Origin of the sequence: Prauserella endophytica (genome assembly GCF_005146945.1) — a bacterium.
Classification (GTDB): Bacteria; Actinomycetota; Actinomycetes; order Mycobacteriales; family Pseudonocardiaceae; genus Prauserella_A; species Prauserella_A endophytica.
The window spans coordinates 120,956-144,301 of sequence record NZ_SWMS01000003.1 but is presented as its reverse complement, the minus strand read 5'-3'; the positions used below and the strand labels follow the sequence as shown (position 1 = coordinate 144,301).

The following is a 23,346-nucleotide window of genomic DNA, read 5'->3' as shown; positions in this document are numbered from 1 at the left end:
GGTGACGCCTCAGTCCGACGGCTCGCCGCGGATCCCCTCGCCGGCGGGCCCGGGCGCTCGTGACCCGCCCGCGTGGTCAGGCCGGGGTCAGCACCTCGGACCGCTCGGCGCCCTTGGCCACGAGCGCCCGGTAGCGGGCGACGTGGCGAGCCGCGCCGAACCCGGCGACGCCGACGAGCCGGTCGCCCGAGAAGTAGCCGGCCACGGTGCCGCGCACGTCCCCGCCCGCGAGTCCGTCGCCCTGCAGGGCCACGACGTTGTCGGCGAGCTCGGGCCTGCCGATGACCTGGATCTTCATGCCGAACTGGTCCGACCACACGTACGGCACGCTCGCCGGCGGCGGCGGGGCGCCTGCGATGTCCCTCGCCACGACGGCGGCCTGGTCGACGGCGTTGGTCCAGTGCTCGCAGCGCGACCGCGCGCCGCGAGCGGGGTCCGCCCACGCGGCGACGTCGCCGACCGCCCACACTCCCGGCGCGCCGACCACCCGGCCGCGCTCGTCGCAGGCCAGGCCGGCGCTGACGTCCAGTTCCCGCCCCGCCGCGGTGCCGCCCAGCCAGTCGAGCATCGGCGCCGCGCCGACGCCGACCAGCACGACGTCGGCCGTCAGGCGTTCCCCGCCCGCCAGCTCCACGGTGCGGGCGTCCACGAAGCGTTCCAGCCGGGCACCGAGCCGCAGGTCGACCCCGGCCTCGGTGAGCAGCCTGCCGCACAGCACGCCGACCTCCGGGCCGAGGGCACGCTCGCACGGCACCGGCAGCGCCTCCAGCACGGTGACGTGCAGGCCCTGGTCGCGGGCACCGCTGGCCACCTCGGCGCCGATGAAGCCCGCGCCGACGACGAGCAGCGACCGCGCGTCCTTGAGTGCCGCCTGCAGGGCGAGCGAGTCGTCGAGGGTCCGCAGCGTGTGCACGCCGTCGGGCTGACCAGGCAGCTTTCGTGCCCGCGCCCCGGTGGCGATCACAACCGCGTCGGCGTTCAGCAGCGTGCCGTCGGCCAGTTCCACCGCGCCGTCGTGCACGCCCACCGCGGCGACTCCGAAACGGGTCCGCACCCTGAGTTCCGCGAGCGCGTCCTCGTCGCGCAGCACGACCTTCTCGGCGGGCCAGGCACCCGTGAGCACCTGCTTCGACAGCGGCGGGCGGTCATAGGGCGCGTGCGGTTCCGCGCCGACCAGGCTGATCTCGCCGTCGTACCCGGCGCCTCGCAGCTGCTCGGCCGTGCGCACACCACCGAGCCCGGCTCCGATCACCACGACGTGCTCGGGCTGACTCACCACTGGGCCTCTCCTCGCGTCGCTCGACAACGGTCGATCCTGTCACGAAGCGCCGCACCGGGTACGCGACGTAGGACACACCGCCACGAGGTCGTGCGCAGGCTACCCGCCGTCCGAGGCGCTGACCGGCGACGGCGGCGGGCGCCGCGGACCGCCGCCGGTTCTCGGGCTTGTGCGCCTCCACCGTGACGACGTCACTGAGCTTCAGCGGCCCCTCGGGAGTGGGCGAAGCAGATCGGCTCGCTCACGGCGGGACTCACGTCGCCGCTCCCCGGTGAGATGGCCGTGATACGTCATCGTGCCTCCCTCCTCACGCGCCCTGCTCCAGGCATCCGTTTTGGAAGGGCCAGGGCCGGCCGCGTCGCGGCAGCCTCAGTTCGGATCCGGAAGCTCCATCACCCGGGTGTTCTGGAAGGACTGCTGCAGCCAACGGCCTTGGCGTTTCACCATGACGTTCGTGTTGCGGGACAACGAGTCCTCACGGCACTCGGTGCCCTTCGGCTCGAGCTGGCAGCCGGTGCGCACGATGATCGCGAGATCCGGCCCGGCGAACCGGACGTGCTCGTCCACAGTGCGCAGTCGCGTGTGGTCGATGTAGTGCTCGAAGTAGAACCGCATGCCCTCCTCGATGCCGTCTCGGGTGCGCAGGTGGTCGCCGTTGAAGGTCACCACGTCGCCGTCGGCGGTGAAGGTCGCCGCGAACGCGGCGCTGTCCTCGCGGTACCACGCATCCGCCTGCTGGTCACGGATGCGGTCGAACGCGGCCAGCGCACGCTCCCGCTCCCCGCCGGAAGCCGGCGTCGTGGTGCCCGGCTCCGCTCCGGCGAGCAGTGCCGAGCCGCCGACGATCGCGGCCGTGACAGCGGCCACGGCCACACCTCTCGTCATTGCCTTGCGTCCCAAGGGTTTCTCCCATCCGATCCGGCCGGTGCACCTCACCGGCACGGGAGAAACCTAGAAGCGCGAAGGCGAACGCGTCCTCAGCCCCCGGTTGCGTCCTGCGCCGAGGCTCCTACCGCTGAGGTAGTGCCTCGACGACCGCGTGCACGGGCCTGCGGGGTGTGGCGGCGCCGGGAAAACCGTAGCCAAGGCGCAGCACCGCCTGCGGGTGCTCGTGCTCACCGAGCATCGCCTTGAGCACGGCGCGTCCCGCGGGCACCTCGACCGGCTGAGCCAGGAACGAGGCGCTCAGGCCGTGGGCCGTCGCCGTCAGCAGCACCCGCTGCATCGCCTGCCCCGCGCGCAGCCGCGCCAGGCGGGTGTCGCCGGGTGCCTGCAGCACCGCGACGAGCGGGTCCCGCTCGAACCGGCGCTCCACCGCCGAGTCACGCTCGCCGTAGTCGCGCAACGCCAGCACGCCGCCGTCCAGCGCCCTCGGCCCGCCCGCCGTCCTCGGCACGCCGTCCACGGCGGCGCCATCGCGCGTCCACGCGGCGAGCTCGGCGCGGAACGCCGGGTCCTCGGACTGCAGGTGGTCGGAACGCCGCAACAGCGCCGCGAATGCCTCCAGCTGCCCCGGCTGGTCCAATAGCACGAGCCGGGCGCCCTCCGCGACGGCGGCCCGGCGCAGCGCGTGCCGCAGGTGCAGTGGCACCCGGCGGTCGAGGAATGGCCTGCGGTTGGTGTGGCGGCGCGGGATCGCCGCGGCGAGCCGGGTGTCCTCGGGTCCCGGCCTGCGCACCCGGCCGGGCCGGATGGTGGCGAGCAGCAGCGGCTGTTCCCGGTCGGGCAACAGCTCCACGAGCGGAGTCCGCCCGGCGTCGGCGATGCTGAGCCGCATGTTGAGGATCGCCGCGCCGCACGCGAGCACGGCCTCTCTGGCGTCGGGATCGCACACGGGCAGGACGCGGCCGGGGTCGAGCCAGACATCGATCCGTCCGGCGTGGACCCGGAACCGCCAGGGCTGGGTGTTGTGCGGCGAGGGTGCCCGGACGGCCGCCGCGAGTGCCGCCTCGACGCCGGGTGTGGTGGGGCTCGCCGGGACGGTCGTGCTCATCGGTTCTCCCCGGTGGCAGGCGGGCGCACCACCGCGACGGGGCACGACGCGTGCGTCACCAGTGCCCGGCTCGTGGAACCGAGCAGCAGCCCCCGGAATCCCCCTCTGCCCCTGCTGCCGACGACGACCAGCTGCGCGCGCTCGCTGTGCTCCAGCAGCGTGCGCGCCGCGCGACCGCGCGCCACCACCGCCTCCACGGGAACCTCCGGGTAGTCCTCACGCACGGCGTCGACCTGCGCCTCCAGCAGCGCGCGCTCCTCGGCGTCGATGTCGTCCGGGTTCACCGAGAGCGGGTACATGCGCAGTGTGGCCTCGAGCATCGCGTCGTTCCAGGTGCGCACCGCCACCAGCGGCAGGCCGCGCGCCGAGGCCTCGGCGAAGGCGAACTCGATCGCGGCGACGCTCGCCGGGGAGCCGTCGAGCCCCACGACGACCGGTCCCTCGGCCGGCGCCACGCCCTCGGCGCCGCGGCCGCGCACCACCACGACCGGGCAGCTCCCGTGCGCGGCCAGGGCCACGGCCGTCGAGCCGACGAGCAGGCCGCTGAAGCCGCCGAGCCCTCGTGAGCCGAGGACCACGACGCGGGCGGTCCTGGACTCGCCGAGCAGGGTCACGGTCGGGTCCGCCTCGACGAGCACGGTCTCCACGTCGATCCCGGGCGCGGCCTTCTCGGCGGCCTCCCTCGCCTCCCGCAGGCGGTCCTCGCCCTGGGCGCGCAGGCCCTCCCGTAACTCGCCCACCGAGGTCAGGAACGCCGGGTAGCCGTGCTCGGGTACCGCGTACGCGCTCACGAGCCGTAGCTTCTCGCGGCGTGGTGCCGCCTCGGTGGCGGCCCAGGCCACCGCGTGCAGAGCTGAAGTGGACCCGTCGACGCCCGCGACGATCGTGCTCATGTGCTCCCGGCCTTCCGTGAAGGGACTGTGCCCTCATCGTGACCGGAGCGAGGGGCCGCACGCGTGGGCCGAAAGCCCCTGCTTCGAGTGACCTCGGGCCCGCCCGCGAGTCGTGCGTTCGGGCGCGCCTGAACGCACGACTCGCGGTCGGGGCCCGTCAGGGCTCGGTCACGAAGGTGACGTAGCTCGACGAGCTGCCCGAGGTCGCCCCGTTGGGACCGAGTGCGATCCGGCCCGCGGGCAGCTCGGCCCGGTGCACCACGAGACGGGAGCCGCCCGGGTCGTCGGTGCCGACGGTGAGGCCGGTGCGCTCGAAGCCCAGCTCGGCCAGCCAGTCCGGCCACCAGTCGGCACGCTCCGGGGCGCCCCGCTCGTCGAAGGCCACGTACACGGTCGCGTCGCGGCGCAGGTCCAGGACGAGGTAGTCGGCGAAGGCGTCGTTGTCCCACTGCCCCGTGCCTGCCGAGAAGTCGTCGGCCAGGAGCACCTGCCCGCCGGGATCGGTCACGCGCACGTCGTCGAACTCGGCCGTCTCGTTGGCCGCCTCCCGGAAGCCCACGGTACCGGCCGCGAACGTGCCGTCCTCCCGCTCGTCCACCAGCTGCCCGTCGACGAACGTGCGGATGAGCGACCCGCGCAGCTCCATCCTGACCCGGTAGTCGCGTCCGGCGACGACGTCGAGCGGGATGGTTCCGGCGAGACGAGTGAACGTGCCGTCCCGCAGGAGGTGAGGGGTCAGCCCGGTGCCGGGGTACAGCTGCCACATGTACCCGTTGCGCCGGTCGGGCGCACGGAACACCCAGCCCGCGCCGCGCGTGGTGGGCCGCACCGTCAGCTCCACGTCGTAGTCGGTCCACTCCTGGCCCGTCTTGGCCAGGGTGACGTCGCCGCCCGCCACGCGCGCCCGTCCGTCCACAACGGACATCGGTCCCGGCTGGATCCGCTTGTCGTCGTTGGCTCCGGGCACGAGCACGGCGCCGGTCAGCTCGTCCGGCAGCTCGGTGAGCGCCCAGTTGCGGTCGACGTAGGGCCGCACGCCGGCGCCCGCGATGGTCAGCGCGGTCAGCTTCTCGGGCTTGACCACGCGTACCAGGTCGCTCAGCAGGATCGAGTCGGCGGGCTGGTAGGTCACGTGTCCCGCCGTGACGTCCGCGGTGAGCCGGTAGTGCGCGGGCGGCGCGTCCTCCGGCGGGGTCACGGTGAACGTCATCGTCCTCGTCTCCCCCGGCCGCAGCGGCGGCTGGTGCGCACGGGCGGGCTCGACGCTCCAGCCGTCGGGCGCGGTGAGCCGCACGCGGGTCGGCGGCGCGACGTGCCTGCCGGGGTTGGTGATGGTCACCGTCGCCGGGATCGGCTCGCCGGGCTCGGGCTGGCCGGGCAGGTCCAGCCCGGTGTGCAGCGGCGCCTCAAGGCCGGGCGTGGCGATCTTGAACGTGTAGGCGTAGCGGCTCTTGGTCGCCGACTCGCCCCGCTCCGGCATCGTGATCCGCACGCGGCCGTCCGCCCGCTGCCACGCCAGGCTCTCGCCGTCGGAGCCGAGGAGCGTGACCTGGCTCGACGCCGCCAGTGGCAGATCGCCGGAGAGCGTGAGCTCCTCGCCCGGCCACGCGAACGCGGTGACGTAGAGGTTGCCGTCCCGCTCGGTGTAGCGCACCGGCACGTTGCTGTGCTCGTCCTCCGCGTGCGCCCAGTACGTGCTGCCGTAGATGGCCTCGCCGTTGATCTTCAGCCACGCGCCCAGCTCGCGGACACGCTCGGCCTGGATCTCCGGGATGGAGCCGTCGGCCTTCGGGCCGATGTTGAGCAGCAGGTTGCCGTTCTTGCTGACGATGTCGACGAAGCTCTCCACCAGGTCCTCGGAGCTGAGGTAGTCCTCGGGCGCCTCCTCGGCGTTGTAGCCGAAGGAGTGGCCGATACCCCGGGTCGCCTCCCACTTGGCCGGTTCGATGTCGGCCTGGGTCTCGTACTCGGGAGTGGTGAAGTCGGCGTGCTCGTTGCCGCAGCGGTCGTTGACCGTGACGTCCTTCGGCTGGGGCCGGTTCGCCGCCTGGTCGAAGTAATGATCGACGAACGCCTCGCTGTTGTTCGGCACGTGGATGCCGATGTCGCACCACATGATGTCGGGGTCGAACTTCTCCACCAGCTCCATCATCTGCGGGTACTGGTGGTCCATGACGTCGTCGTCCACCGGGGTGTAGCCGGTGTAGGGCACGGGCTCGCCCGTGTACGGGTTCGCCGGCCCCTCCTCGAGGCTGTGGCCGCGCGGCGGCACCCAGCCGCCCTTCGGGTGGTACCACTCGGCGAGGGAGTAGTAGAGCCCCTTCTTGAGCGGGTACTTCTCCGCGGCGGTGAACAGTTCGGAGACGAGGTCGCGGCGCGGGCCGAGCTCCACGGTGTCGCGACCGGTGGTCTCCGAGTCCCACAGGGCGACACCGTCGTGGTGTTTGGAGGTGAGGACGAAGTACTTCGCGCCGCCGTCCACGAAGAGGTCCAGCCATTCCTCGGGGTCGAAGCGGTCCGGCTTCCACTGCTCGATGAACCGGTCGTACGGGAAGTCCGTGCCGTACTTCGCGGCGTGGTGCTCGTACGTCGCGCTGCCGGGGTGGTTCATCTCGTACCAGTACCACTCGGCGTAGCGGAAGGAGCCGTCGCGAGCGCCGCCGGTCTTGGGCGCATAGGCGGGCACGGAGTACGGGCCCCAGTGAACGAAAAAGCCGAGCTTGGCGTCGTTGAACCACCCCGGCGCCTCGTGCGGCGCGGGCTCCGGTTCGGCCGGCTGGGCTCGAGCCACCGGCCCCACCGGCCCCGGGGCAACGGCGACCATGACCGTGGCCAGAATTCCCGCGAGCGCCGCCCTGCTGGTCCTCATACGAGCCTCCCAGAGATCGGATCTCTAGCGAGACTAAGGACTCACCCAGACCGGATCAACGCAAGAACTTGGCCGAAACCGGACAATCGGGCGCGTCGATTCATCCAATGAATCGGCTGCCATGTGGACGGCCATGTGACCGCGGGCTCCTCGCCCGAGCCGGGGGCCGGGCAGCATGGCGACCGGGCCCGGTCGCTCCCCCGCCGGCGACCTGCGGAGCAGCCCCTCGCCGCCGAGGCTCGCCGTCGCCTCCGGCCCGTCGGCGCCCTCCTGGTCAGCACCGCCCGATGGCTGGTGACGCCGCCCGCCGCGTCACGGGTGACCGAGCCGCGGCGGAGGCTCTGTGACCGGTGGGCGACGCTCGCGCTCCGGTACGGCCGACATCCGCAGGCACCGCTCGAACTGGTCGATGTGGACGGTCGGGTCCGGCAAGCTCGCCATGGGCGGCGGCCGGGAAGCGCGTGGACAGCGCGTTCGTGTGCCCGTTCGCCTCCTACCACCTGCCGCACCGCGACGACCCGCGCGCCGACCTCGACCGGGCGAGCTACGGGGTGGTGAAGGTGCTCACCGGCGCCGACCGGGACGTGCCGTGGGAGCCCGAGGCCGCGTTCACGGCACTGGCTGAGTACTACGGCCGGACGGCGTGACGTCCTTGACATAGCGGTGCGCGGGCACCGGGATGGGCCCCGCCTCGCTCGCGGCGGCGTAGTCGAACGGTCCCTCGTCGCGCCAGCCGCCGCGCTCGTAGAACCGGCGCGCCCTGGTGTTGCCGCCGACCACCGCGAGCCACGCGCACTCGTGCCCGCCCTCGGCGACCAGCCGTTCGGCCTCGGCGAGCAACGCCGCCGCGACGGCGCTGCCCCGGTGCTCCCTGGAGACGTACACCTGCTCGACCTCGTCCTCCACCACCATCACGAAACCGGCGACCGCGCCGCCTACCGTGGCGACGGTGGTGTCGGCGATGCGCTGCGCCGCGCGGGCCGTGAACGACTCCTCGGTGCGGATGGCGAGCAGCTCGGCGGGGACGTTGCCGAGGTGGCCGTCCTGCCAGCCGAGGTACCAGATCCGCGCCACGGCAGCCGTGTCCTCCGGCGTAGCGGGGCGCAGCGTCACGACGTTCTCGGCAGGCATCCGCCCAGTCTAGGCACGGGATCCGAGTGCGGCGCGCACCTCGGCGGCGAAGTCGTAGCCGGGCCGCCAGCCCTCGCCACCCGGCGCCAGGATCACGCGCTCGGCGCCGGCCTCGGCGTAGGCGGCCAGCCGTTCGGCGGCCTTCGCGGGCGAGCCGTCGAGCGCCGGGGCGACCACCGTCGCGCGCGGCACGGGCCTGCCGTGCCCGGCGGCGAGGTCACCGAGCGCCTGGAGCCCGGCCGCGACGTCCTCGGGAGAGGAGCCGATGGAGATCCAGCCGTCACCGAACTGGGCGGCGCGGAGCCATGCCCGCTCGCCGTTGCCGCCCACGAGCACCGGCGGCATCGCCGAGCCGGGCGCCAGCGCCACCTCGAGGCCGTCGTCGAGCACGGCCCGCCGCCCGGTGACCAGTGCGGGCAGCACACGCAGCGCTTCGTCGGTGCGACGGCCCCTTCCGGAGAACGACGTGCCCGCGGCCCGCCACCCGGCGTCGCCGTGCGCTGGGTTGCCGGTGCCGACGCCGACCGCGAGCCGGCCGGCCGACACGAGTTGCAGGGCGCTGATCTGCTTGGCCGCCACGGCGACCCGCCGCAGGGCCAGCAGCAGCACGCCGTAGCCGATCGTGATCCGCTCGGTCACGGCGGCGGCGGTGGCGAGTGCCACCGTGCTGTCGAGAATCGGGCCGCTCGCGACGAGGTGGTCGGTCGCCCACAGCGAGTCGAGCCCCGCCTCCTCGGCGAACCGTGCGCTCGCGCGGATCTCCCCGGGAGCCTGGCTCGGCAGGAACACACCGATCTTCATGCTTGATCGCAACCGCGGAAGCCCGAGCCGTGTTCCCGGCCTTCTACGATGGCCGGGTGGCACCTTCCCTGAGCCCGCTCGAGGACCAGAACCTGCGCCTGCTGCGGGCCAAGGACGCGATCGACCGCGACTACGCCCGCCCGCTCGACGTTCCGGCGCTGGCGCGGATCGCGCTGATGTCGCCGTCGCACTTCACGCGCTCCTTCCGCGGCACCTTCGGCGAGACGCCGCACCAGTACCTGCGACGCAGGCGGATCGAACGCGCGATGGCCCTGCTGCGGGCGCACTCGGCGACGGTCACCGACGTGGCCGCGAAGGTGGGCTTCGAGAGCCTCGGAACGTTCAGCCGGACGTTCCGCGCCATCACCGGCACGTCCCCCAGCGAGTACCGGGCGAGCGCGCGGCCGCTCGCCGTTCCGGTGTGCTTCGTGAAGGCGTGGACCAGACCGAGTCGTTTCGGATAAGCCGCCGGGCGCCTCCACCGCATACGGTTCGGGTCATGTTCACGCGTATCAGCATTCACTCCGTGCCCGTGCTCGACCAGCAGGAGGCGCTCGACTTCTACGTCGGCAAGCTCGGCTTCGAGGTGTCGTCGGACGTCGACCTCGGCTTCATGCGCTGGCTGACCGTCGCGCTGCCGTCCGACCCCGATCGCCAGCTGCTGCTGGAGGTGCCGGGGCCGCCCGCGCTGAGCGAGGAGGTCGCCGCCCAGGTCCGCGACCTGGTCACCAAGGGCGCGCTGGGCACGGCCGCGATCCTCAACACCGACGACTGCCAGCAGACCTACCAGACCCTCCGCGCCCGCGGTGTCGAGTTCACCGAGGAGCCCACGAAACAGCCCTACGGCATCGACTGCGCGCTGCGCGACCCCTTCGGCAACCACATCCGCATCACGCAGCTCGCCGAGGGCCCGGTCAAGATCACCGACGCCGACATCGCCCGCTGGCAGGGCGAGTAGCCGGGTACGAGGGGTGCCGGACCCCGGCCCGGCACCCCTCGCCCTCAGCCCACCGCGAGCCGCGGCCAGCCCGCGGTGTCGCGCAACAGTTGCCGGTCGTGCGTCGCGAGCACCACCGCAGCGCCCGTGGCTCCGAGTGCCTGGGTCAGCTCGTCCACGAGCGCCATGGACAGGTGGTTCGTCGGCTCGTCGAGCAGCACGACGTGCGGGCGCGCCGCCAGCAGTGTCGCGAGGTCGAGCCTGCGCTGCTGCCCGATCGACAGCTCGCCCACCGGCCGGTGCGCGGCCCAGGAGGGCAGCAGGCCCAGCTGCCCGAGCCCGATCCGCTCGGACTCGGCGAGCCGTCCCTCGCTGACGAGCCTGCCGACGGCGGCCTCGTAGACCTCGAACGCGGGCCGCCGCGACGGGCGTGGCGACTCCTGTGCGAGCAGGCCGATCCTGGCTCCGCGCTTGCGCTGCACCGAGCCGGTGTCGGGCTCGAGCACTCCTCCGAGCACCGCGAGCAGCGTCGACTTGCCCGAGCCGTTCGGTCCGGTCACCACGAGCCGGTCGCCGGAGCGCAGGAGCACCGACCTCGGCTCCGTGAGCCGACCGCGCACGGTCACCTCGTCGGCCCGCAGGAGCGTGGCGCCCGGCAGGGTCGCCAGCTCCGGCAGGTGGAACCGCATCGGCGGCTTCGGCACGTCAACGACGTGGGCCTCCAGCTCCTCCTGCCTGCGGTGCACCGCCCGCACCAGTGCGGGTGCCCTCGTGGCGCGGGTGTGCTTGCCGGTGCCCTTCTCCGGACGCCAGCCCGTGGACAGCCGGTTCTGCGCCGCCGAGAGGTCCTGGGCGAGCCGCTGCCGCTCGTTCTGCTGGTCCCGGTAGGCGTTCTCCCACCGTTCCCGCTCGGCCCGCCGTCCCTCGCGGTATCCGGCGTACCCGCCACCGTAGACGCGGGGACGGCCGTCTGAGGTGGGGTCGAGGTCGAGCACCGTGGTGACCACATCGGACAGCAGCGCGCGGTCGTGACTGACGAGCACGACGCCGCCCGGGTGCTCCCGCAGCTTCGCCGTCAGGTGGTCGAGCCCACTCGCGTCGAGGTGGTTGGTCGGCTCGTCGAGCAGCAGCAGGTCGTGCCCGGCGCCGAGCAGGCACGCGAGGCGGATCCGGTACCGCTGCCCCACCGATAGCTCGGCGAGCGGTCGCCTCCGGTCGGCCACGGCGCCCAGCGCGGCGAGCGAGACGTCCACGCGGCGGTCGGCCTCCCACGCGTCGATCGCCTCGGCCGCCGCGAGCGCCTCGGCGTAGGTCTCGTCGGCGCCGGGAAGGTCCTCGGCGAGCGCGAGTGTGGCGGCCTCGAAGTCCCGCAGCACGGCGCGGACCTGGCTCAGCTCCACGTCGATGAGGTCGCCGACGGTGCGGTGGTCGCCCGCAGGCATCTCCTGGTCGGCGACGCCGAGGGTGCCGGCACGGTGCACGGAACCCGAGTCGGGCTCTAGCGTTCCCGCGAGGACCCGCAGAAGCGTGGTCTTGCCCCGGCCGTTCTCGCCGACGACGCCGAGGCGGTCGCCCGCCGACACGGTGACGTCCACTCCGGTCAGGACGGGCCTACCGCCGCGCGCCAGCGTGACATCGGTGGCGTTGAGGTGGGCACGCGCCCGTGCGGGCAGCACGATGAGACTGGACATACCTCCTCCAGCTGGTCCGGACCTCGCACGGCTGGCGGAACGGTCCGGGAAGTTCGGGCGAACATGCGACATGCCCGGCTCTGCCCGGAGACGACACGGGCGGCCAGGTGCTCGACCGATCAGAGGAAGTACAGGTATTGCACGGGTCCACGATAACAGACGAAGATCGCCGGCCGCTCGTGATTTCCGTCGCGGGCGGCTGCGACGATGGCGGCATGACCGACACCGGCCTCATCACGTCCCTGCGCGCGACCCGCTTCTTCCTCGACCACGCGGTGCCGCCGGAGGACATCGAGGCGATCGTGGACGTCGCACGCTGGACGGGATCGGCGCGCAACCGGCAGCCCTGGCGGTTCGTCGCGGTGAACGACCGGGGGGTACGGGCCGGGCTGGCCCGCCTGGGCCAGTACGCACAGGTGCTCGCGCACGCGCCGACCGTGCTGCTCCTGCTCTCCGGCCCGGACCGAAGCCAGGACACGGAGTTCGACCTCGGCCGGGTCTGCCAGTCGCTGCTGCTCGCCGCGCACGCGCGGTCGCTGGGCAGCTGCCCCGTCTCGCTCTACCCGGAGGACAACGCGTACGCCGCGGCACGGCTCGTCGGCCTGTGCGCGCCCTGGCGAGCGGACCACGCCATCGCGCTCGGCCGTCCCGCACCGGCGCCGCCGGGTCGTTCGGCGATCCCCACGGGCCGCAAGCCGGTGCGGGAGCTGCTGACCCACTTCCGGGCCTGAGCACGCTAGTCCACTCAGGACGGTCAGTCCGCGGCACCCGGCCGGTCGGCAAGGCCGAGCCGCAGGTGCTCGATGTGGTAAACGGCCTCGTCGAGCAGTTGCGCCACGTGGTTGTCGTAGAGGCTGTAGACGATGCTGCGGCCCGAGCGGGTGCCGCTGACCAGGCCGAGGTTGCGCAGCAGCCGCAGCTGGTGGGAGACGGCGGACTGCTCCATCCCGACCGCCTCGGCAAGCTCGGTGACGGGCAGGGGCCGCTGGCGCAGCTCGGTGAGAATCAGCAGCCTGCTCGGCGTCGCGAGCGCCTGCAGCGTGGTCGCGACGTGAGTGGCGGCGTCGGCGTCGAGCCGCGCGGCGGGCCGGGCCCTGCCCTCCACCCCGTGTCCCATGGCCGGAGTGTAGCGCAGGCTACCTGTATGAAGACGTCTTCATAGGTAGCCAGGGTGCCGGGCATCGCCGGTCAGGCGCGGCCGCGGCCGTGCCCGCCGCGGCCGCGGTGACCGGCACGGCTGCCGTCCTGCCGCCGTCCGGCACCCACGGTCCGCAGCGCAGCCGTCCCCGGGGACGACGGGTCCTTTTCGGACCCCGACCCGGGGAGACAGCTCCCCTCTTCGTTGTGGCACCGGCCGATTCACCCGGACGCGGGCATGACGGCTCGGGCGGTGAGGTACTCGGCGGCGGCGATCGTGGCGGCGTATTGCGTGGCCACGAGCAGCCGGATCGGGACCACCTCGTAGCGCTCCACGGCCGCGTCCTCGGCGAGCCAGCGGTCGTACTGCGCCGCGACTCGCTCCCTCGCCTCCCGCACGGCGGCACGGACGTTGCCGACAGCCAGCTCGCCGTCGAGCGCCCGGAGCAGGATTCCGGCGTAACGCAGGCGGAAGCTGTGCACGTCGCCGGCGAGCGAGGCGACCTCGGCCACCGTCGCGCGCCGCCGTGCCTCCGCCGACTCGCTGCGCCCGCGCGCCGAGTCCGCCGCCGCGGAGAGGAAGTCCGTGAAGAACCGGCTCGCCCGCCAGTACGGCGAGTCGGGGACCATGAGGCTCCCCTCCACGTCGTCAAGCGTCTCCCGCAGCAAGGCGTGCAGTTCGCCGAGGTCCCGCGCCTTGGTGGCGAGCGCGCCTGCGTACGGCGTGTCCGACGGCGTCTCGTCGGCCGTCGCCGGGTCCTTCCAGTGCGGCAGCTCGCTGATGAGCGTCAGCGCACCGTAGCGCTCGGCGTAGGACGCCGTGTTGTCACCCGAGCCGCCAGGCCACCGGCCACCATTCTCGACCAGCCGGTCGTAGGCGGGCCGGATCGACGAGCCGCGGAAGATGGCGTCGGAGAAGCGGACCATGTGCGGGCCCTCCGGCTCGCCGTGGTCCAGCGGCAACCCCAGCGTCTCCGGGATCGCCCGCAGCACGGGGTACAGCTCCGTCTCGGGCCGGTTGAGGTAGTAGTAGACGCCGCCGAGCTCGCTGTTGTGCAGCGAGCAGACCAGTGCCGGGCGCAGCTGGTCGATCAGTCGCATGAGCGTCTGGGTCTCCGGAAGCGCCGCGTCGAAGTAGGCGTCCTTGTAGTCGAGGGGGAAGGTCCACTCGACCTGGTCGCCGCCCGCGGGACGGTAGAAGTTGCGCGCGTAGTGCTCCCGGGTGAAGGGCCCGGCGAGCCAGCCCTCGTTGAGCCGCAGGCCGTCGGGGTCGATGCACGCGATGATCTCCCACCGGTGGCCCAGCCGCTCGCGCAGCCCGGCGTCGCCGCACAGCCGCTCGGCCAGGTGGAGAGCGGTCAGTCCGCCGATGGGCTCGTTGGGGTGCGGCAGCCCGAACACGAGCGCGACCGGCAGGTCCGCGTCGCCGTCGACGGACAGGCACAGCAACGGCTCACCCTGCCGCGACGTGCCCACCCGGCGCAGGCGAGTCATCTCCGGATAGGCCGAGGCCACGGCACGCAGCCGCCGGTGCAGCTCGTCGACCCCGGCGAACGCGCTGAACGGGGGAACCTCGTCGATCTCCTTGACCAGCCACTCGGACAGCACGGGTGGGTCCTCCCTCGGATTCGGTCGCGCCCGCGAGTCTCGTCCTGACCTGGCGCCCGGCCAAGGGGCTCGCGCCCCGGTTCACCGGCTTGGCCTCATCCGGGACGAGAGTGTGTCGAAACGCGCCCCTGGCGTTCGACGCGTAGGCAGGACAGCAGTCGCCAGGAAGGAACGATCCGATGACACGACAGACCGCGCAGATCCGGTTGTACATGGCCATGTCGCTGGACGGCTTCATCGCCGGACCGGACGACCGGCCCGGGCAGGAGCTCGGACAGGGCGGCGGGCGCCTGTTCAACTGGCTCGACCACCGGATGTCCGACGGACCGGACGGGCAGGTGTACGGCGAGGCCATGGCGACCGGTGCCGTGATCTCGGGCAGGCGCACCTTCGAGCTGGCGGGCCGCTGGCAGGGCGACCACCACGACGGCGTGCCGATCAACGTGCTGACCCACCACGTCGACGAGGGCGACGAGCCGCCGGGCAGCGCCCGGTTCTACACGGATGTCCTCGCGTGTGCCGCCGACGCCAGGGCCGCCGCGGGCGACCGTGCCGTGCTGGTGCACGGAGCGGGGGCGGCGCGGGCGCTGCTGGAGGCAGGCCAGCTCGACGAGCTGGAGATCCACCTCGTGCCCGTTCTGCTCGGCGCGGGCAGGCGACTGTTCGACGACCGGGACGGCGACCCCACCGAGCTGCGGCTCGTCCGGCGGCTCGACGGGCGCGACGCGACCCACCTGCGCTATCAGGTCCTGCGCTCCTAGGAACCGTCGGCTCACCGCGCGACGGCGGGAGCAACCTCCTCCCCGCCGTCGCGGGCTCGAGCAGGTCGGCCGGCAGGAGCTGCGTCGGTCAGGTGCGAGTCCGGACAGGCCGATCAGCAGCAGAACAGGGGCGCCGCGGCGGAGCCGGAGAGTCCCTCGGCGGTACCGAGGCGGGAACATGGCGATTCCAATGAAACGGGCGAACGGCGCACACCGTTAGAACCAACAGCGGAATCGCCACGGAATGCGATCGAGAAAAGGGCGACACGCGCAATTCGTTAACTCGTCCGGGAACAATTTCACCTTATCGTGCTACGGCATGCGCTACCGCGTGCTGCGGCCTCCCTACTGTTATCGCTGGGCCGTGCTGATTCTGACGCTGGTCACGATCACCACGTTCGGCGTCGCCGCGCTGCGCGGCTCGTCGGCCGAGGGCGCACCCACGGCCACGAAACCGGTCAACCAAGGGAAATCCACGCCGGCCCGCGCGACACCGGTCACCGCGGAGGTCGTCCGGCACACCGAGCGTCCCGGCCGAGTCGTCGCGCTCACGTTCGACGACGGCCCCGATCCGGTCTACACGCCACAGGTCCTCGACCTGCTGTCCGAGCACGACGCCGTGGCCACGTTCTGCATGCTGGGCTCCGAGGCCCGCCGCCATCCCGAGCTCGTCCAGGAGGTGCTGGCCCGCGGCATGCGGCTGTGCGACCACACCGTCAGCCACGACCGGGACCTGCGCACCCGCAGCGAGCAGCGCATCACTGCCGAGATCGTGGGCGGCTGGACCGATCTGCAGATCGCGGCGGGCCGCGACGTGCCCATCCCCTACTTCCGCGCACCCGCAGGGAACTGGTCCGAGCGCACGAGCGCCGTTGCGGCCCGGCACGGCATGCGCTCACTCGCGTGGTCGGTCGATTCCCGCGACTGGACACTGCCCGGTGCCGAACGGATCGTGACGACCGTCAAGGAGGGCGTCGCACCGGGCGCGGTCGTGCTGCTGCACGACGGCGGCGGGGAGCGCGAGCAGACCGTGGCCGCGCTGGCCGAGCTGCTGCCGTGGCTGCTCGCGCAGGGCTACGAGCTCGGCTTCCCCTGAGGTTGCTAACCTCGCCGCGTGGACGCCGCCGAGCCGATGATCGTGGAGATCTACACCGACGGCGCGTGCAGTGGCAATCCCGGCCCCGGCGGCTGGGGCGCGGTGCTCCGCTACGGCCGCCACGAGCGCGAGCTGTACGGCGGCGAACCGGAGACCACCACCAACAACCGGATGGAGCTGACGGCGCCGATCCGCGCGCTGGAGGCGCTGACGCGCCCCTCGGTGGTGAAGCTCTACACCGACTCGAGCTACGTCCGCAACGGCATCACGAGCTGGATGACGCGCTGGAAAGGCAACGGCTGGCTCACCAGCACCAGGGAGCCGGTGAAGAACGCCGACCTGTGGCAGCGGCTCGAAGCCGCGGTGAGCAGGCACCGGGTGGAGTGGCACTGGGTGAAGGGGCACGCCGGGCACCCCGAGAACGAGCGCGCCGACAAGCTCGCCGTGAAGGGCGTGCAGGAGGCGCGCGAGCGACTCTCCTCAGCCGCCGCCCGCGCGAGAGGTACCTGACGATCGACCGCCGGTAGCCCCTTCTGCAGTGAAGGCCACCTTCACTGCGTTCGACGCAGTGAAGGTGGCCTTCACTGCAGTCGCCTTCACTGGGTGGCGGCCTCAGGGGCGTAGGTCCAGCCGGGGGATCACCTCCTCGACCAGGACCTTGAGCTGCCGCCGCCAGTCCCACGACGTGATGCGCAGGGTCACCTCCGTGGCGCCGTCGGCGTAGAGCGCCTGGATGTCGGCCGCGGCCTGGTCCGGGGTACCCGTCGCCGTCCAGTGCCGCGTGTCCTCCCTGCTGAACACTGGACCGTAGTACTCGCCGAGGAACCGGTAGCTCTCGTCGTAGGCGGCCTCGCGGTCCGGGTTCAGGTTGAGGTTGTGGTACGCCGAGACGCCGAAGTCCTCCGGATCGCGGCCCTCCTCGGCGAGGAACTCCTTGATGGCCGGCAGGTTCACGGTCAGGTGCTCGGGGCTCTTGCGGGTGGTCATCCAGCCGTCCGCGATGCGGGCGACCCGGCGCAGCGCGCGTTTGGCGAGCGGTTGCGGGGCAGGGTTCGACGCGATGTAGACCGGCGGCGGCGACTGCACCGGCTTCGGCAGCACGGTCACGTCCTCGAACGACGTGAACTCGCCGTGGAACGTCACGTTGTCCTCCGTCCACAAGCGACGGATGATCTCGGTGTTCTCCTCGAGCCGCGCGGCACGCGAGCGGTCGGTGACGCCGTACAGCGCGCCCTCCTTCGCGGAGGCGTCCCTGGCCTTGACGATCCCCGTGCACACGGCGAGCAGCATCCGGCCCTTGGAGAGCTGGTCGAGAGTCGCCCACTGGTCGGCGAACAGGATCGGGTCGCGGACCGGGAAGCTCGCGAGGCAGCCGACGGCGAGCCGCACGCGGGAGGTGACGGCCGCGAGCGAGCCGAACAGGGCGATGGCCTCGGGCCGCGGTTTGGCCAGTAGGCTGTCGCCGATCCAGACGGAGTCGAACAGGCCCGTCTCGTCGGCGTAGTGCCCGGTCTCGACGAGCTCGCTGAGGCTGAGCACGTCGAAGAACGCGCCGCGCTGGGGCAGGGTCAGGCCGATCTGCCGCTGCTGTGTCATGGAGTCCCTTCCTTCTCGGCTCCGCGCTAGCGGAGGGTGATCCGGCCGTTCGGCGTGTCCAGCACGGCTTCCAGCGCCGGAGCGCCCTCGGTGACGTCGAGCTCGACGTCCAGCGCCCGCAATGCGGCCAGGAGCGCCGCCGGGTCGGGGTGGAACCCGCGCAGGGACACCAGCGGCAGGACGGGCAGGTCGTTCGTCGTCGGGTGCGGCGCGTCCAGCCAGTCGATGAGCGCGGGCGCGAGCCCGTCGAGGCGGTCACCGCGGTTGGGCGTCAGCCGCCACTCCAGCAGCGTGCCGTCCGGGGTGCGCCGCGACAGCGGGCCGATGTCGCCGGGGTCGTAGCCCTCCGCCCTCGCGCGCTCGACGGTGGCCTCGATGTCCGGCGGGCGCACGACCCACGCGGCGAGCCTCGGCCCGGTGAGCCGGTCGATGCCGAAGGTCGCCGGTTTCCCTTCCGGCGCCTCGGGATCGTCGGGCCCGATCAGCTCGAGGTAGGCGTTGCCGCCGAGACCCGCGAGGTAGTTGCGGGTGCCCCGGCCGACGTGCCTGCCGCCGAGCACCGGCTTGACACCCGTGCGCTCGGCGAAGGACGTCACGAGCTCGTCGATGTCGGGTGCCGCGTAGACGAGGTGGTCGAGCAGTGGTTCGGTCATGAACTGGTGCCTTCCGGTGTGTCGGGGTGGAGTGCGTCGGCGAGGTGCACGCGGCCGCCCGCGCGGTCGAACTCGGCGCGGGCGTCGGCGCGCAGCCGCTCGTCGGCGAGGAAGTCGGCCGCGGTGGCGGCGATTCCGAACGCGGCGTCGTGCATGGCGGCGGTGCCGGAGTCCGCGGCCGCGTAGGCCGCGAACTCCGCGGTGTGGTTGGCGACGCCACGCGGGGCGATGGCGATGATCGGATGGATGGCCGGAACGTACACGCTGACGTTCCCCATGTCGGTCGAGGCCACCTCGTCGGCAGGCCGCGCCTCGGCCGGCAGGACCTTGCGCCGGGACGCGAGATTCACGGCGTAGCGCGCCTCCAGGGTCGCGTTGGCGCGCAACGGCAGGTACGCGGGCGCGCCGTCCCAGCGGATCTCGGCCACCGTGCCCGTCGCCAGCGCCGCGGCCCGCAGGATCGCGTCGGCCCGCCCATGCAGGTCGGCGAGTGTGTCGATGTCCAGGGAGCGCACGTAGAACACCGCGGACGCCGTCTCAGGCACCACGTTCGGCGCCTGCCCGCCGTCGGTGATGATCCCGTGCACCTTGTCGGAGGACAGGATGTGCTGGCGCAGCTGCGCGATGCCGTTGTAGGCGGTGACGACGGCGTCGAGCGCGTTGACGCCCCAGTGCGGCCCGGTGGCGGAGTGTGCGGCCAGGCCCCGGTAGGTCACCGCGACCTGCCGGAAACCGAGCGAGCGGCTCCCGGCCACGTCCAGGTTGCCGGGGTGGACCATGAGCGCGAAGTCGATGTCGTCGAACCCGCCCGCGTCGAGGATGCGCTGCTTGCCACCACCCCCCTCCTCCGCGGGCGCGCCGATCAGCTCGACGGTGCCCCCGTCCTCCCGCAGCGCGTGCGCCAGGGCGAGAAAGGCGCCAACGGCGCTCGCCGCGATGATGTTGTGCCCGCACGCGTGCCCGATGCCGGGCAGCGCGTCGTACTCGGCGACCACGCCGACGCGCGGGCCGCCTCGCCCGGCGACGGCGCGGACCGCGGTAGGCAGGCCGTAGGCCCCGGTCTCGGCGGCGATGCCGTGTGCCCGCACGGTGTCCGCGATCGCCGACGCCGCGTGGTGCTCGGCGTAGGCCAGCTCCGGGTGGGCGTGCAGGTCGAGCGACAGCGCGGTCAGTTCCGGCGCCAGCACGCCGAGCCGCCTGGTCAGCGCCGTCAGTGTCTCCGGCGGGGCCCCGGTGTGCGGCGAGGACGCCGGCGCCGTCTCGCCGAGCACACGCTCCAGCTCGCGGCCCCGCCGCTCCCGCAGCCCGGGGTAGGGCCGCCTCAGGTACTGGACGGTCATCGTGGCTGTCCCTCCTTCTCCCACGTACCGGTGTCTTCGAGCTGGGCGTAGATCTCCTCCCGCAGCGCCGTCAGCCCGGGGTCACCGAGCGTGCGGGGCCTCGGCCGCGGCACGTCCCACGTTCGCGCTATCCGGCCCGGTCCCGGGGTCAGCAGCACGATCCGGTCGGCAAGCACGATCGCCTCGGCGACGTCGTGGGTCACGAACACCACCGTGCGGGTGTCCTCGGCCCAGAGCCGCAGCAGGTCGTGTTGCAGCTGCAGGCGCGTGAGGTGGTCCACGGCGCCGAACGGCTCGTCCATCAGCAGCACGTCGGGCCGGGTCGCCAGCGCCCGTGCGATGCCGACGCGCTGGCGCATGCCGCCCGAAAGCTGCCGGGGGTACTTGTTCCCCGCGTCCGGCAGGCCGACGAGTTCCAGGTGCTCCTGTGCGACGGCCCGGCGCCTGCCCTTCGGCAACCCCGCAAGCTCCAGCCCGAGCTCGACGTTGCGGCCGACCGTGCGCCACGGGTACAGCGAGGGATCCTGGAACACCACACCGATCCGCTCGTCGGGCTCGGTGATCTCACGGCCACCGAGCCGCACCGTGCCGGTCGTGGGCCGCTGCAGCCCGGCCATGATCTCCAGCAGCGTGCTCTTGCCGCAGCCACTGCGGCCGAGGAGCACCACGAACTCCCCCTCGCCGACGGTCAGGTCGATGCCGTCGAGCGCGCGCACCTCACCCGCGCCGCCGTAGGTCTTCGACACGCCCGTGACCGTGAAGCCCTGCCCGTTCATCGAGCGCTGCCCGCGGCCGCGAGGTCCTGCGCGCTCGGCAGGTAGGTGTCGTCGACGACCTCGCTCGTCTCGTAGATCGTGTCCTGCAGGCCCAGTTCGCGCTGGATCCGCTGAGTGTCACGCAACGCGCCCGGGTCGACCTCGGGCCTGTTCTCCCAGATCGGCTCCTCGCGGCGGAGCGCGCTGGCCTGCACCTCGGCCGGCACCTTGATCTGTGAGCTGGCGAAGTCACGGAACTCGTCCTGATGCTCCTTCGCGTAGATCGCGGAGCGGAAGTACGCGGTGAGGAACTTCCTGACCACGTCGGGGTTCTCCTCGGCGAACCGCGTGCTCGTGATCTCGACGCCGGTGTGGAACGTCGGCAGGTAGTCCCAGCCCTTGGCGAGCAGGTGACCGACGCCGGTGGACTCGGCGAGCGACACGAACGGCTCGTGGATGATCGTGGCATCCACCTGGCCGCTCTCCAGCGCGGCGTAGGCGGGCTGGTAGGCACCGGTGGGGATCAGCGTCACCTCCGACTCGGAGATGCCGTTCTCCCGCAGGATGTAGCGGGTGTAGACCTCCATGCCCGAGCCCTTGCGGCCGATGCCGATCCGCTTTCCCTTGAGGTCGGCCATATCCCGCACGTTCTTTCCGCCGATGAGGTAGAACGGGCCCTTGGTGCGATACATCGAGGACACGATCTTGATCGGCGCCGACTTGCCGGCGGCGATCACGGCCGAGGTGGTGTCGGAGTCGGCGATCTGCACGTCACCGCTGCTGACCAGGCCCACCGGGTCCTGCGCCTCGACGAAGGTCACGTCGAGGCCTTGCTCCTCGAAGAAACCCTTCTCCTTGCCGAACTTCGCGGGCAGGCCGCTCGGGCCCGCGAACGACGCGTAGGTGACCTTGATCAGGCCGGACGAGGTTCGCTCGACCTCCTGCGCACACGCCGTCAGTGTCAGTGCCAGCACTGCCGCGAGCGCCGCGGCGACCGGTTTTCTCCTGCTGCGCAACATATCGGGGATTGCCTCCTGGTTCGGGGCCGGCCGCTCAGCGCAGCCGGGTCTGCCGGGGCCGCCACTTGAGGAAGACCCGTTTCTCGAGCTGGTCGATCACGGTGACGCTCGCGACGGAGACGAGCGTGATCAGGATGATGAAGGCGAACGCCCTAGGGGTGTCGTAGAGCGATGTGGCCTCCGTGAGGCCGTTGCCCAGTCCCGCCTTGGACGCGACCATCTCGCCGAAGATGGCGCCGACGAGCGCGGCGGCCGCCTCGACGCGCAGTGCCGCGAAGATCGTGGGCACCGCCGAGGGCAGCACCACCTTGGTGATCACCTGGAATCGGCTCGCACGGAACGACCTGGCGACCTTGAGGTGGTCGGCCGACGTCTGCTTCACGCCGGCGATCGTGTTGTAGACGATCGGGAAGAAACAGAACAGGAACACGATGATCACCTTGTGTCCGAGGCCGAGCCCGAACCACAGGGTGAGCAACGGGATCACGGTTACCTTCGGCACCGCCATCAGCGCCGCGAGAAACGGCCGGAAGAACGCCTCGGCAAGCGGGACGAGCGCGAGGAACAGGCCGAAAAGAATTCCGGCCGCGACAGCGAGCAGGTAGCCCGTGAGAAATTCCTGCAACGTCACGGCGAGGTTGCCGTAGAAGCCGTTGTCCCCCGACAGCAGCAGCACCACCTCGTCGAGGACGTCGGTCGGCGCGGGCAGGTACAGGCTGGACACCACGTTGCCGCGGACCAGTGCCTCACACAGCGCCAGCACGCCGGCGAGCAGGGCCACCTGCCCGAGGACGAGCCCGGCCCTGCGGCGCCGGGCCGCGGGTGCGTCGGTGCGCGAGGTCGGCATGGGTTCACTCCGTCACGAGATGGGTTCGAGGGATCGCTCCGGTGCGGGAAGCGGCCGGAATCACCCGGCTCGCCAGGTCAACCTAGGCGCGATTTTGTGTACATGTCAATTCATTGTGTATCCATCCTGGAATGTGGAAACGTGCCTATTTGTGGTCACCGGATTAGTAATTCAGCGAACAATTCTCCGGTGTCCTCATCCGGCACGGAAATGGATACACTCGCCGACATGACGCGACCGGACGACACCGCGACCGTCCAGCATCAGCGGCTGCGCGGCATGATCCTCGATCGCGAGCTCCCGCCGGGCACCGTGCTGCTGGAGACTCCGCTCTCGCAACGCCTCGGCGTCTCGCGGACACCCGTGCGCGAAGCGCTCGCCCGGCTCGCCCAGGAGGGGCTGATCACGCGGCGCACCCGAGGGTATGTCGTGCACGAGCTGTCGCCGGAGGAGATCATCGAGGTCTTCGACGCGCGGATCGTCCTCGAACGCGCCATCGCCGAGCGGGCCGCGACCGCGGCGAGCGAGTTGCGGCTCGCCCATCTCGAACAGCTCACCGACGAGCTCGACCGGCTCGTGCGCGCGCTGTGGGCAGCGGGCGACGAGGAGACGGCGGAAGAGCTCCGGGCCCGCATCCGCCCGCTCAACGTCGCCTGGCACGACGCGCTGCGCGCCTGCGGCAACAACGGCACGCTCACGCGGCTGCTCGAACAGGTGCTGGACGTCCAGCGGATCTACAACCCGCTCATGCACCAGCACGACGCCGAGGAGATCGCGCTCGGCCAGCGGCAGCACCACGAGATCGTCACCGCGCTGCGCCGCCGGGACCCGGCGACCGCGGGCGAGGTCATGGCGCGGCATCTGGAGACCGTGCGCAGGAGCAAGGTCGCGGAGTTGACGCGTGTCCTCCGGCCGACTTAGGTCGACCGTGAGGAGGTGT

The 23,346-nt window shown here is 72.1% G+C and carries 24 protein-coding genes; 8 read left to right on the top strand and 16 right to left on the bottom strand.

What is annotated here, in order from left to right:
* Nucleotides 1–76: 76 nt before the first annotated feature.
* The 5 genes from FCN18_RS07785 to FCN18_RS39705 form a co-directional block, all read right to left on the bottom strand.
* Nucleotides 77–1,276, bottom strand: a complete 1,200-nt coding sequence (locus FCN18_RS07785) for an NAD(P)/FAD-dependent oxidoreductase (RefSeq protein WP_137094141.1) — start codon at nt 1,274–1,276, stop codon at nt 77–79.
* Nucleotides 1,277–1,648: 372 nt separating this feature from the next.
* On the bottom strand, nt 1,649–2,146 hold the full coding sequence (locus FCN18_RS07780) for an SgcJ/EcaC family oxidoreductase (RefSeq protein ID WP_158303071.1): 498 nt from the start codon (nt 2,144–2,146) through the stop codon (nt 1,649–1,651).
* Between the two features lie 142 nt (nt 2,147–2,288).
* On the bottom strand, nt 2,289–3,272 hold the full coding sequence (locus FCN18_RS07775; protein WP_137094137.1) for an Acg family FMN-binding oxidoreductase: 984 nt from the start codon (nt 3,270–3,272) through the stop codon (nt 2,289–2,291).
* Nucleotides 3,269–4,165: a universal stress protein gene (locus tag FCN18_RS07770; protein ID WP_137094135.1), complete on the bottom strand. Its 897-nt coding sequence runs from the start codon at nt 4,163–4,165 to the stop codon at nt 3,269–3,271. Before FCN18_RS07770 ends, FCN18_RS07775 begins: the two co-directional genes overlap by 4 nt.
* A 157-nt stretch (nt 4,166–4,322) precedes the next feature.
* On the bottom strand, nt 4,323–7,034 hold the full coding sequence (locus FCN18_RS39705) for an alpha-L-fucosidase (protein ID WP_158303070.1): 2,712 nt from the start codon (nt 7,032–7,034) through the stop codon (nt 4,323–4,325).
* A gap of 461 nt (nt 7,035–7,495) precedes the next feature.
* Between FCN18_RS39705 and FCN18_RS07760 the strand changes: the two genes are divergently transcribed.
* Complete coding sequence (locus FCN18_RS07760) at nt 7,496–7,681, top strand: hypothetical protein (RefSeq protein WP_112269355.1); 186 nt, start codon at nt 7,496–7,498, stop codon at nt 7,679–7,681.
* On the opposite strand, the gene FCN18_RS07755 is transcribed toward FCN18_RS07760, so the two are convergent.
* The gene (locus FCN18_RS07755) at nt 7,644–8,165 is read right to left on the bottom strand and encodes a GNAT family N-acetyltransferase (RefSeq protein WP_112269353.1); all 522 of its coding nucleotides are present in this window, start codon (nt 8,163–8,165) and stop codon (nt 7,644–7,646) included. The two genes, FCN18_RS07760 and FCN18_RS07755, sit on opposite strands and share 38 nt — an antisense overlap.
* Nucleotides 8,166–8,174: 9 nt before the next feature.
* Entirely contained in the window at nt 8,175–8,966 is a 792-nt protein-coding gene (locus FCN18_RS07750; protein ID WP_113642164.1) for an LLM class flavin-dependent oxidoreductase, read from the bottom strand.
* Nucleotides 8,967–9,022: 56 nt separating this feature from the next.
* On the opposite strand from FCN18_RS07750, the gene FCN18_RS07745 reads away from it, so the two are divergent.
* Nucleotides 9,023–9,430: a helix-turn-helix domain-containing protein gene (locus FCN18_RS07745; RefSeq protein ID WP_228713741.1), complete on the top strand. Its 408-nt coding sequence runs from the start codon at nt 9,023–9,025 to the stop codon at nt 9,428–9,430.
* A 35-nt stretch (nt 9,431–9,465) separates the two neighbouring features.
* Nucleotides 9,466–9,924, top strand: a complete 459-nt coding sequence (locus FCN18_RS07740) for a VOC family protein (RefSeq protein WP_137094132.1) — start codon at nt 9,466–9,468, stop codon at nt 9,922–9,924.
* Nucleotides 9,925–9,968: 44 nt separating this feature from the next.
* Here FCN18_RS07740 and FCN18_RS07735 read toward each other — a convergent pair whose 3' ends face one another.
* Entirely contained in the window at nt 9,969–11,594 is a 1,626-nt protein-coding gene (locus FCN18_RS07735) for an ABC-F family ATP-binding cassette domain-containing protein (RefSeq protein WP_137094130.1), read from the bottom strand.
* A gap of 215 nt (nt 11,595–11,809) precedes the next feature.
* Here FCN18_RS07735 and FCN18_RS07730 point away from each other — a divergent pair, with 215 nt between their 5' ends.
* Nucleotides 11,810–12,325: a nitroreductase family protein gene (locus FCN18_RS07730; RefSeq protein ID WP_112269619.1), complete on the top strand. Its 516-nt coding sequence runs from the start codon at nt 11,810–11,812 to the stop codon at nt 12,323–12,325.
* Between the two features lie 23 nt (nt 12,326–12,348).
* On the opposite strand, the gene FCN18_RS07725 is transcribed toward FCN18_RS07730, so the two are convergent.
* Nucleotides 12,349–12,711: an ArsR/SmtB family transcription factor gene (locus FCN18_RS07725; RefSeq protein WP_112269346.1), complete on the bottom strand. Its 363-nt coding sequence runs from the start codon at nt 12,709–12,711 to the stop codon at nt 12,349–12,351.
* Nucleotides 12,712–12,953: 242 nt separating this feature from the next.
* Nucleotides 12,954–14,339, bottom strand: a complete 1,386-nt coding sequence (locus FCN18_RS07720; RefSeq protein ID WP_137094128.1) for a M14 family zinc carboxypeptidase — start codon at nt 14,337–14,339, stop codon at nt 12,954–12,956.
* A 179-nt stretch (nt 14,340–14,518) separates the two neighbouring features.
* Here FCN18_RS07720 and FCN18_RS07715 point away from each other — a divergent pair, with 179 nt between their 5' ends.
* The 3 genes from FCN18_RS07715 (at nt 14,519) to rnhA (ending at nt 16,706) form a co-directional block, all read left to right on the top strand.
* Nucleotides 14,519–15,100: a dihydrofolate reductase family protein gene (locus FCN18_RS07715; protein ID WP_137094126.1), complete on the top strand. Its 582-nt coding sequence runs from the start codon at nt 14,519–14,521 to the stop codon at nt 15,098–15,100.
* 364 nt (nt 15,101–15,464) lie between these two features.
* Nucleotides 15,465–16,196, top strand: coding sequence for a polysaccharide deacetylase family protein (locus FCN18_RS07710; protein ID WP_228713739.1), 732 nt, complete (start codon nt 15,465–15,467; stop codon nt 16,194–16,196).
* Between the two features lie 36 nt (nt 16,197–16,232).
* Nucleotides 16,233–16,706 (top strand): ribonuclease HI, encoded by a 474-nt coding sequence (rnhA, locus tag FCN18_RS07705; RefSeq protein WP_112269617.1) that lies wholly within the window; start codon nt 16,233–16,235, stop codon nt 16,704–16,706.
* A gap of 102 nt (nt 16,707–16,808) precedes the next feature.
* Here the strand turns inward: rnhA and FCN18_RS07700 are convergent, their stop codons facing one another.
* Genes FCN18_RS07700 through FCN18_RS07675 form a run of 6 tightly spaced genes read right to left on the bottom strand, consistent with a single transcriptional unit; the run spans nt 16,809 to nt 22,406 of the window.
* Nucleotides 16,809–17,792, bottom strand: coding sequence for an LLM class flavin-dependent oxidoreductase (locus tag FCN18_RS07700; protein WP_137094124.1), 984 nt, complete (start codon nt 17,790–17,792; stop codon nt 16,809–16,811).
* 26 nt (nt 17,793–17,818) lie between these two features.
* On the bottom strand, nt 17,819–18,445 hold the full coding sequence (locus FCN18_RS07695; protein ID WP_112269336.1) for a VOC family protein: 627 nt from the start codon (nt 18,443–18,445) through the stop codon (nt 17,819–17,821).
* Nucleotides 18,442–19,785, bottom strand: a complete 1,344-nt coding sequence (locus FCN18_RS07690) for a M20 family metallopeptidase (protein WP_137094122.1) — start codon at nt 19,783–19,785, stop codon at nt 18,442–18,444. The genes FCN18_RS07695 and FCN18_RS07690 overlap by 4 nt, the downstream gene beginning before the upstream one ends.
* A complete protein-coding gene (locus FCN18_RS07685; protein WP_137094120.1) occupies nt 19,782–20,561 on the bottom strand; it encodes an ABC transporter ATP-binding protein in 780 nt (259 codons plus the stop codon). Before FCN18_RS07685 ends, FCN18_RS07690 begins: the two co-directional genes overlap by 4 nt.
* Nucleotides 20,558–21,559 carry an ABC transporter substrate-binding protein gene (locus FCN18_RS07680; protein ID WP_137094118.1) on the bottom strand — a complete coding sequence of 334 codons (1,002 nt, stop codon included), beginning with the start codon at nt 21,557–21,559 and terminating at the stop codon, nt 20,558–20,560. The genes FCN18_RS07685 and FCN18_RS07680 overlap by 4 nt, the downstream gene beginning before the upstream one ends.
* A 34-nt stretch (nt 21,560–21,593) precedes the next feature.
* The gene (locus tag FCN18_RS07675; RefSeq protein WP_113642172.1) at nt 21,594–22,406 is read right to left on the bottom strand and encodes an ABC transporter permease; all 813 of its coding nucleotides are present in this window, start codon (nt 22,404–22,406) and stop codon (nt 21,594–21,596) included.
* 228 nt (nt 22,407–22,634) lie between these two features.
* Between FCN18_RS07675 and FCN18_RS07670 the strand changes: the two genes are divergently transcribed.
* Nucleotides 22,635–23,327 carry a GntR family transcriptional regulator gene (locus FCN18_RS07670; protein ID WP_137094115.1) on the top strand — a complete coding sequence of 231 codons (693 nt, stop codon included), beginning with the start codon at nt 22,635–22,637 and terminating at the stop codon, nt 23,325–23,327.
* Nucleotides 23,328–23,346 lie beyond the last annotated feature (19 nt).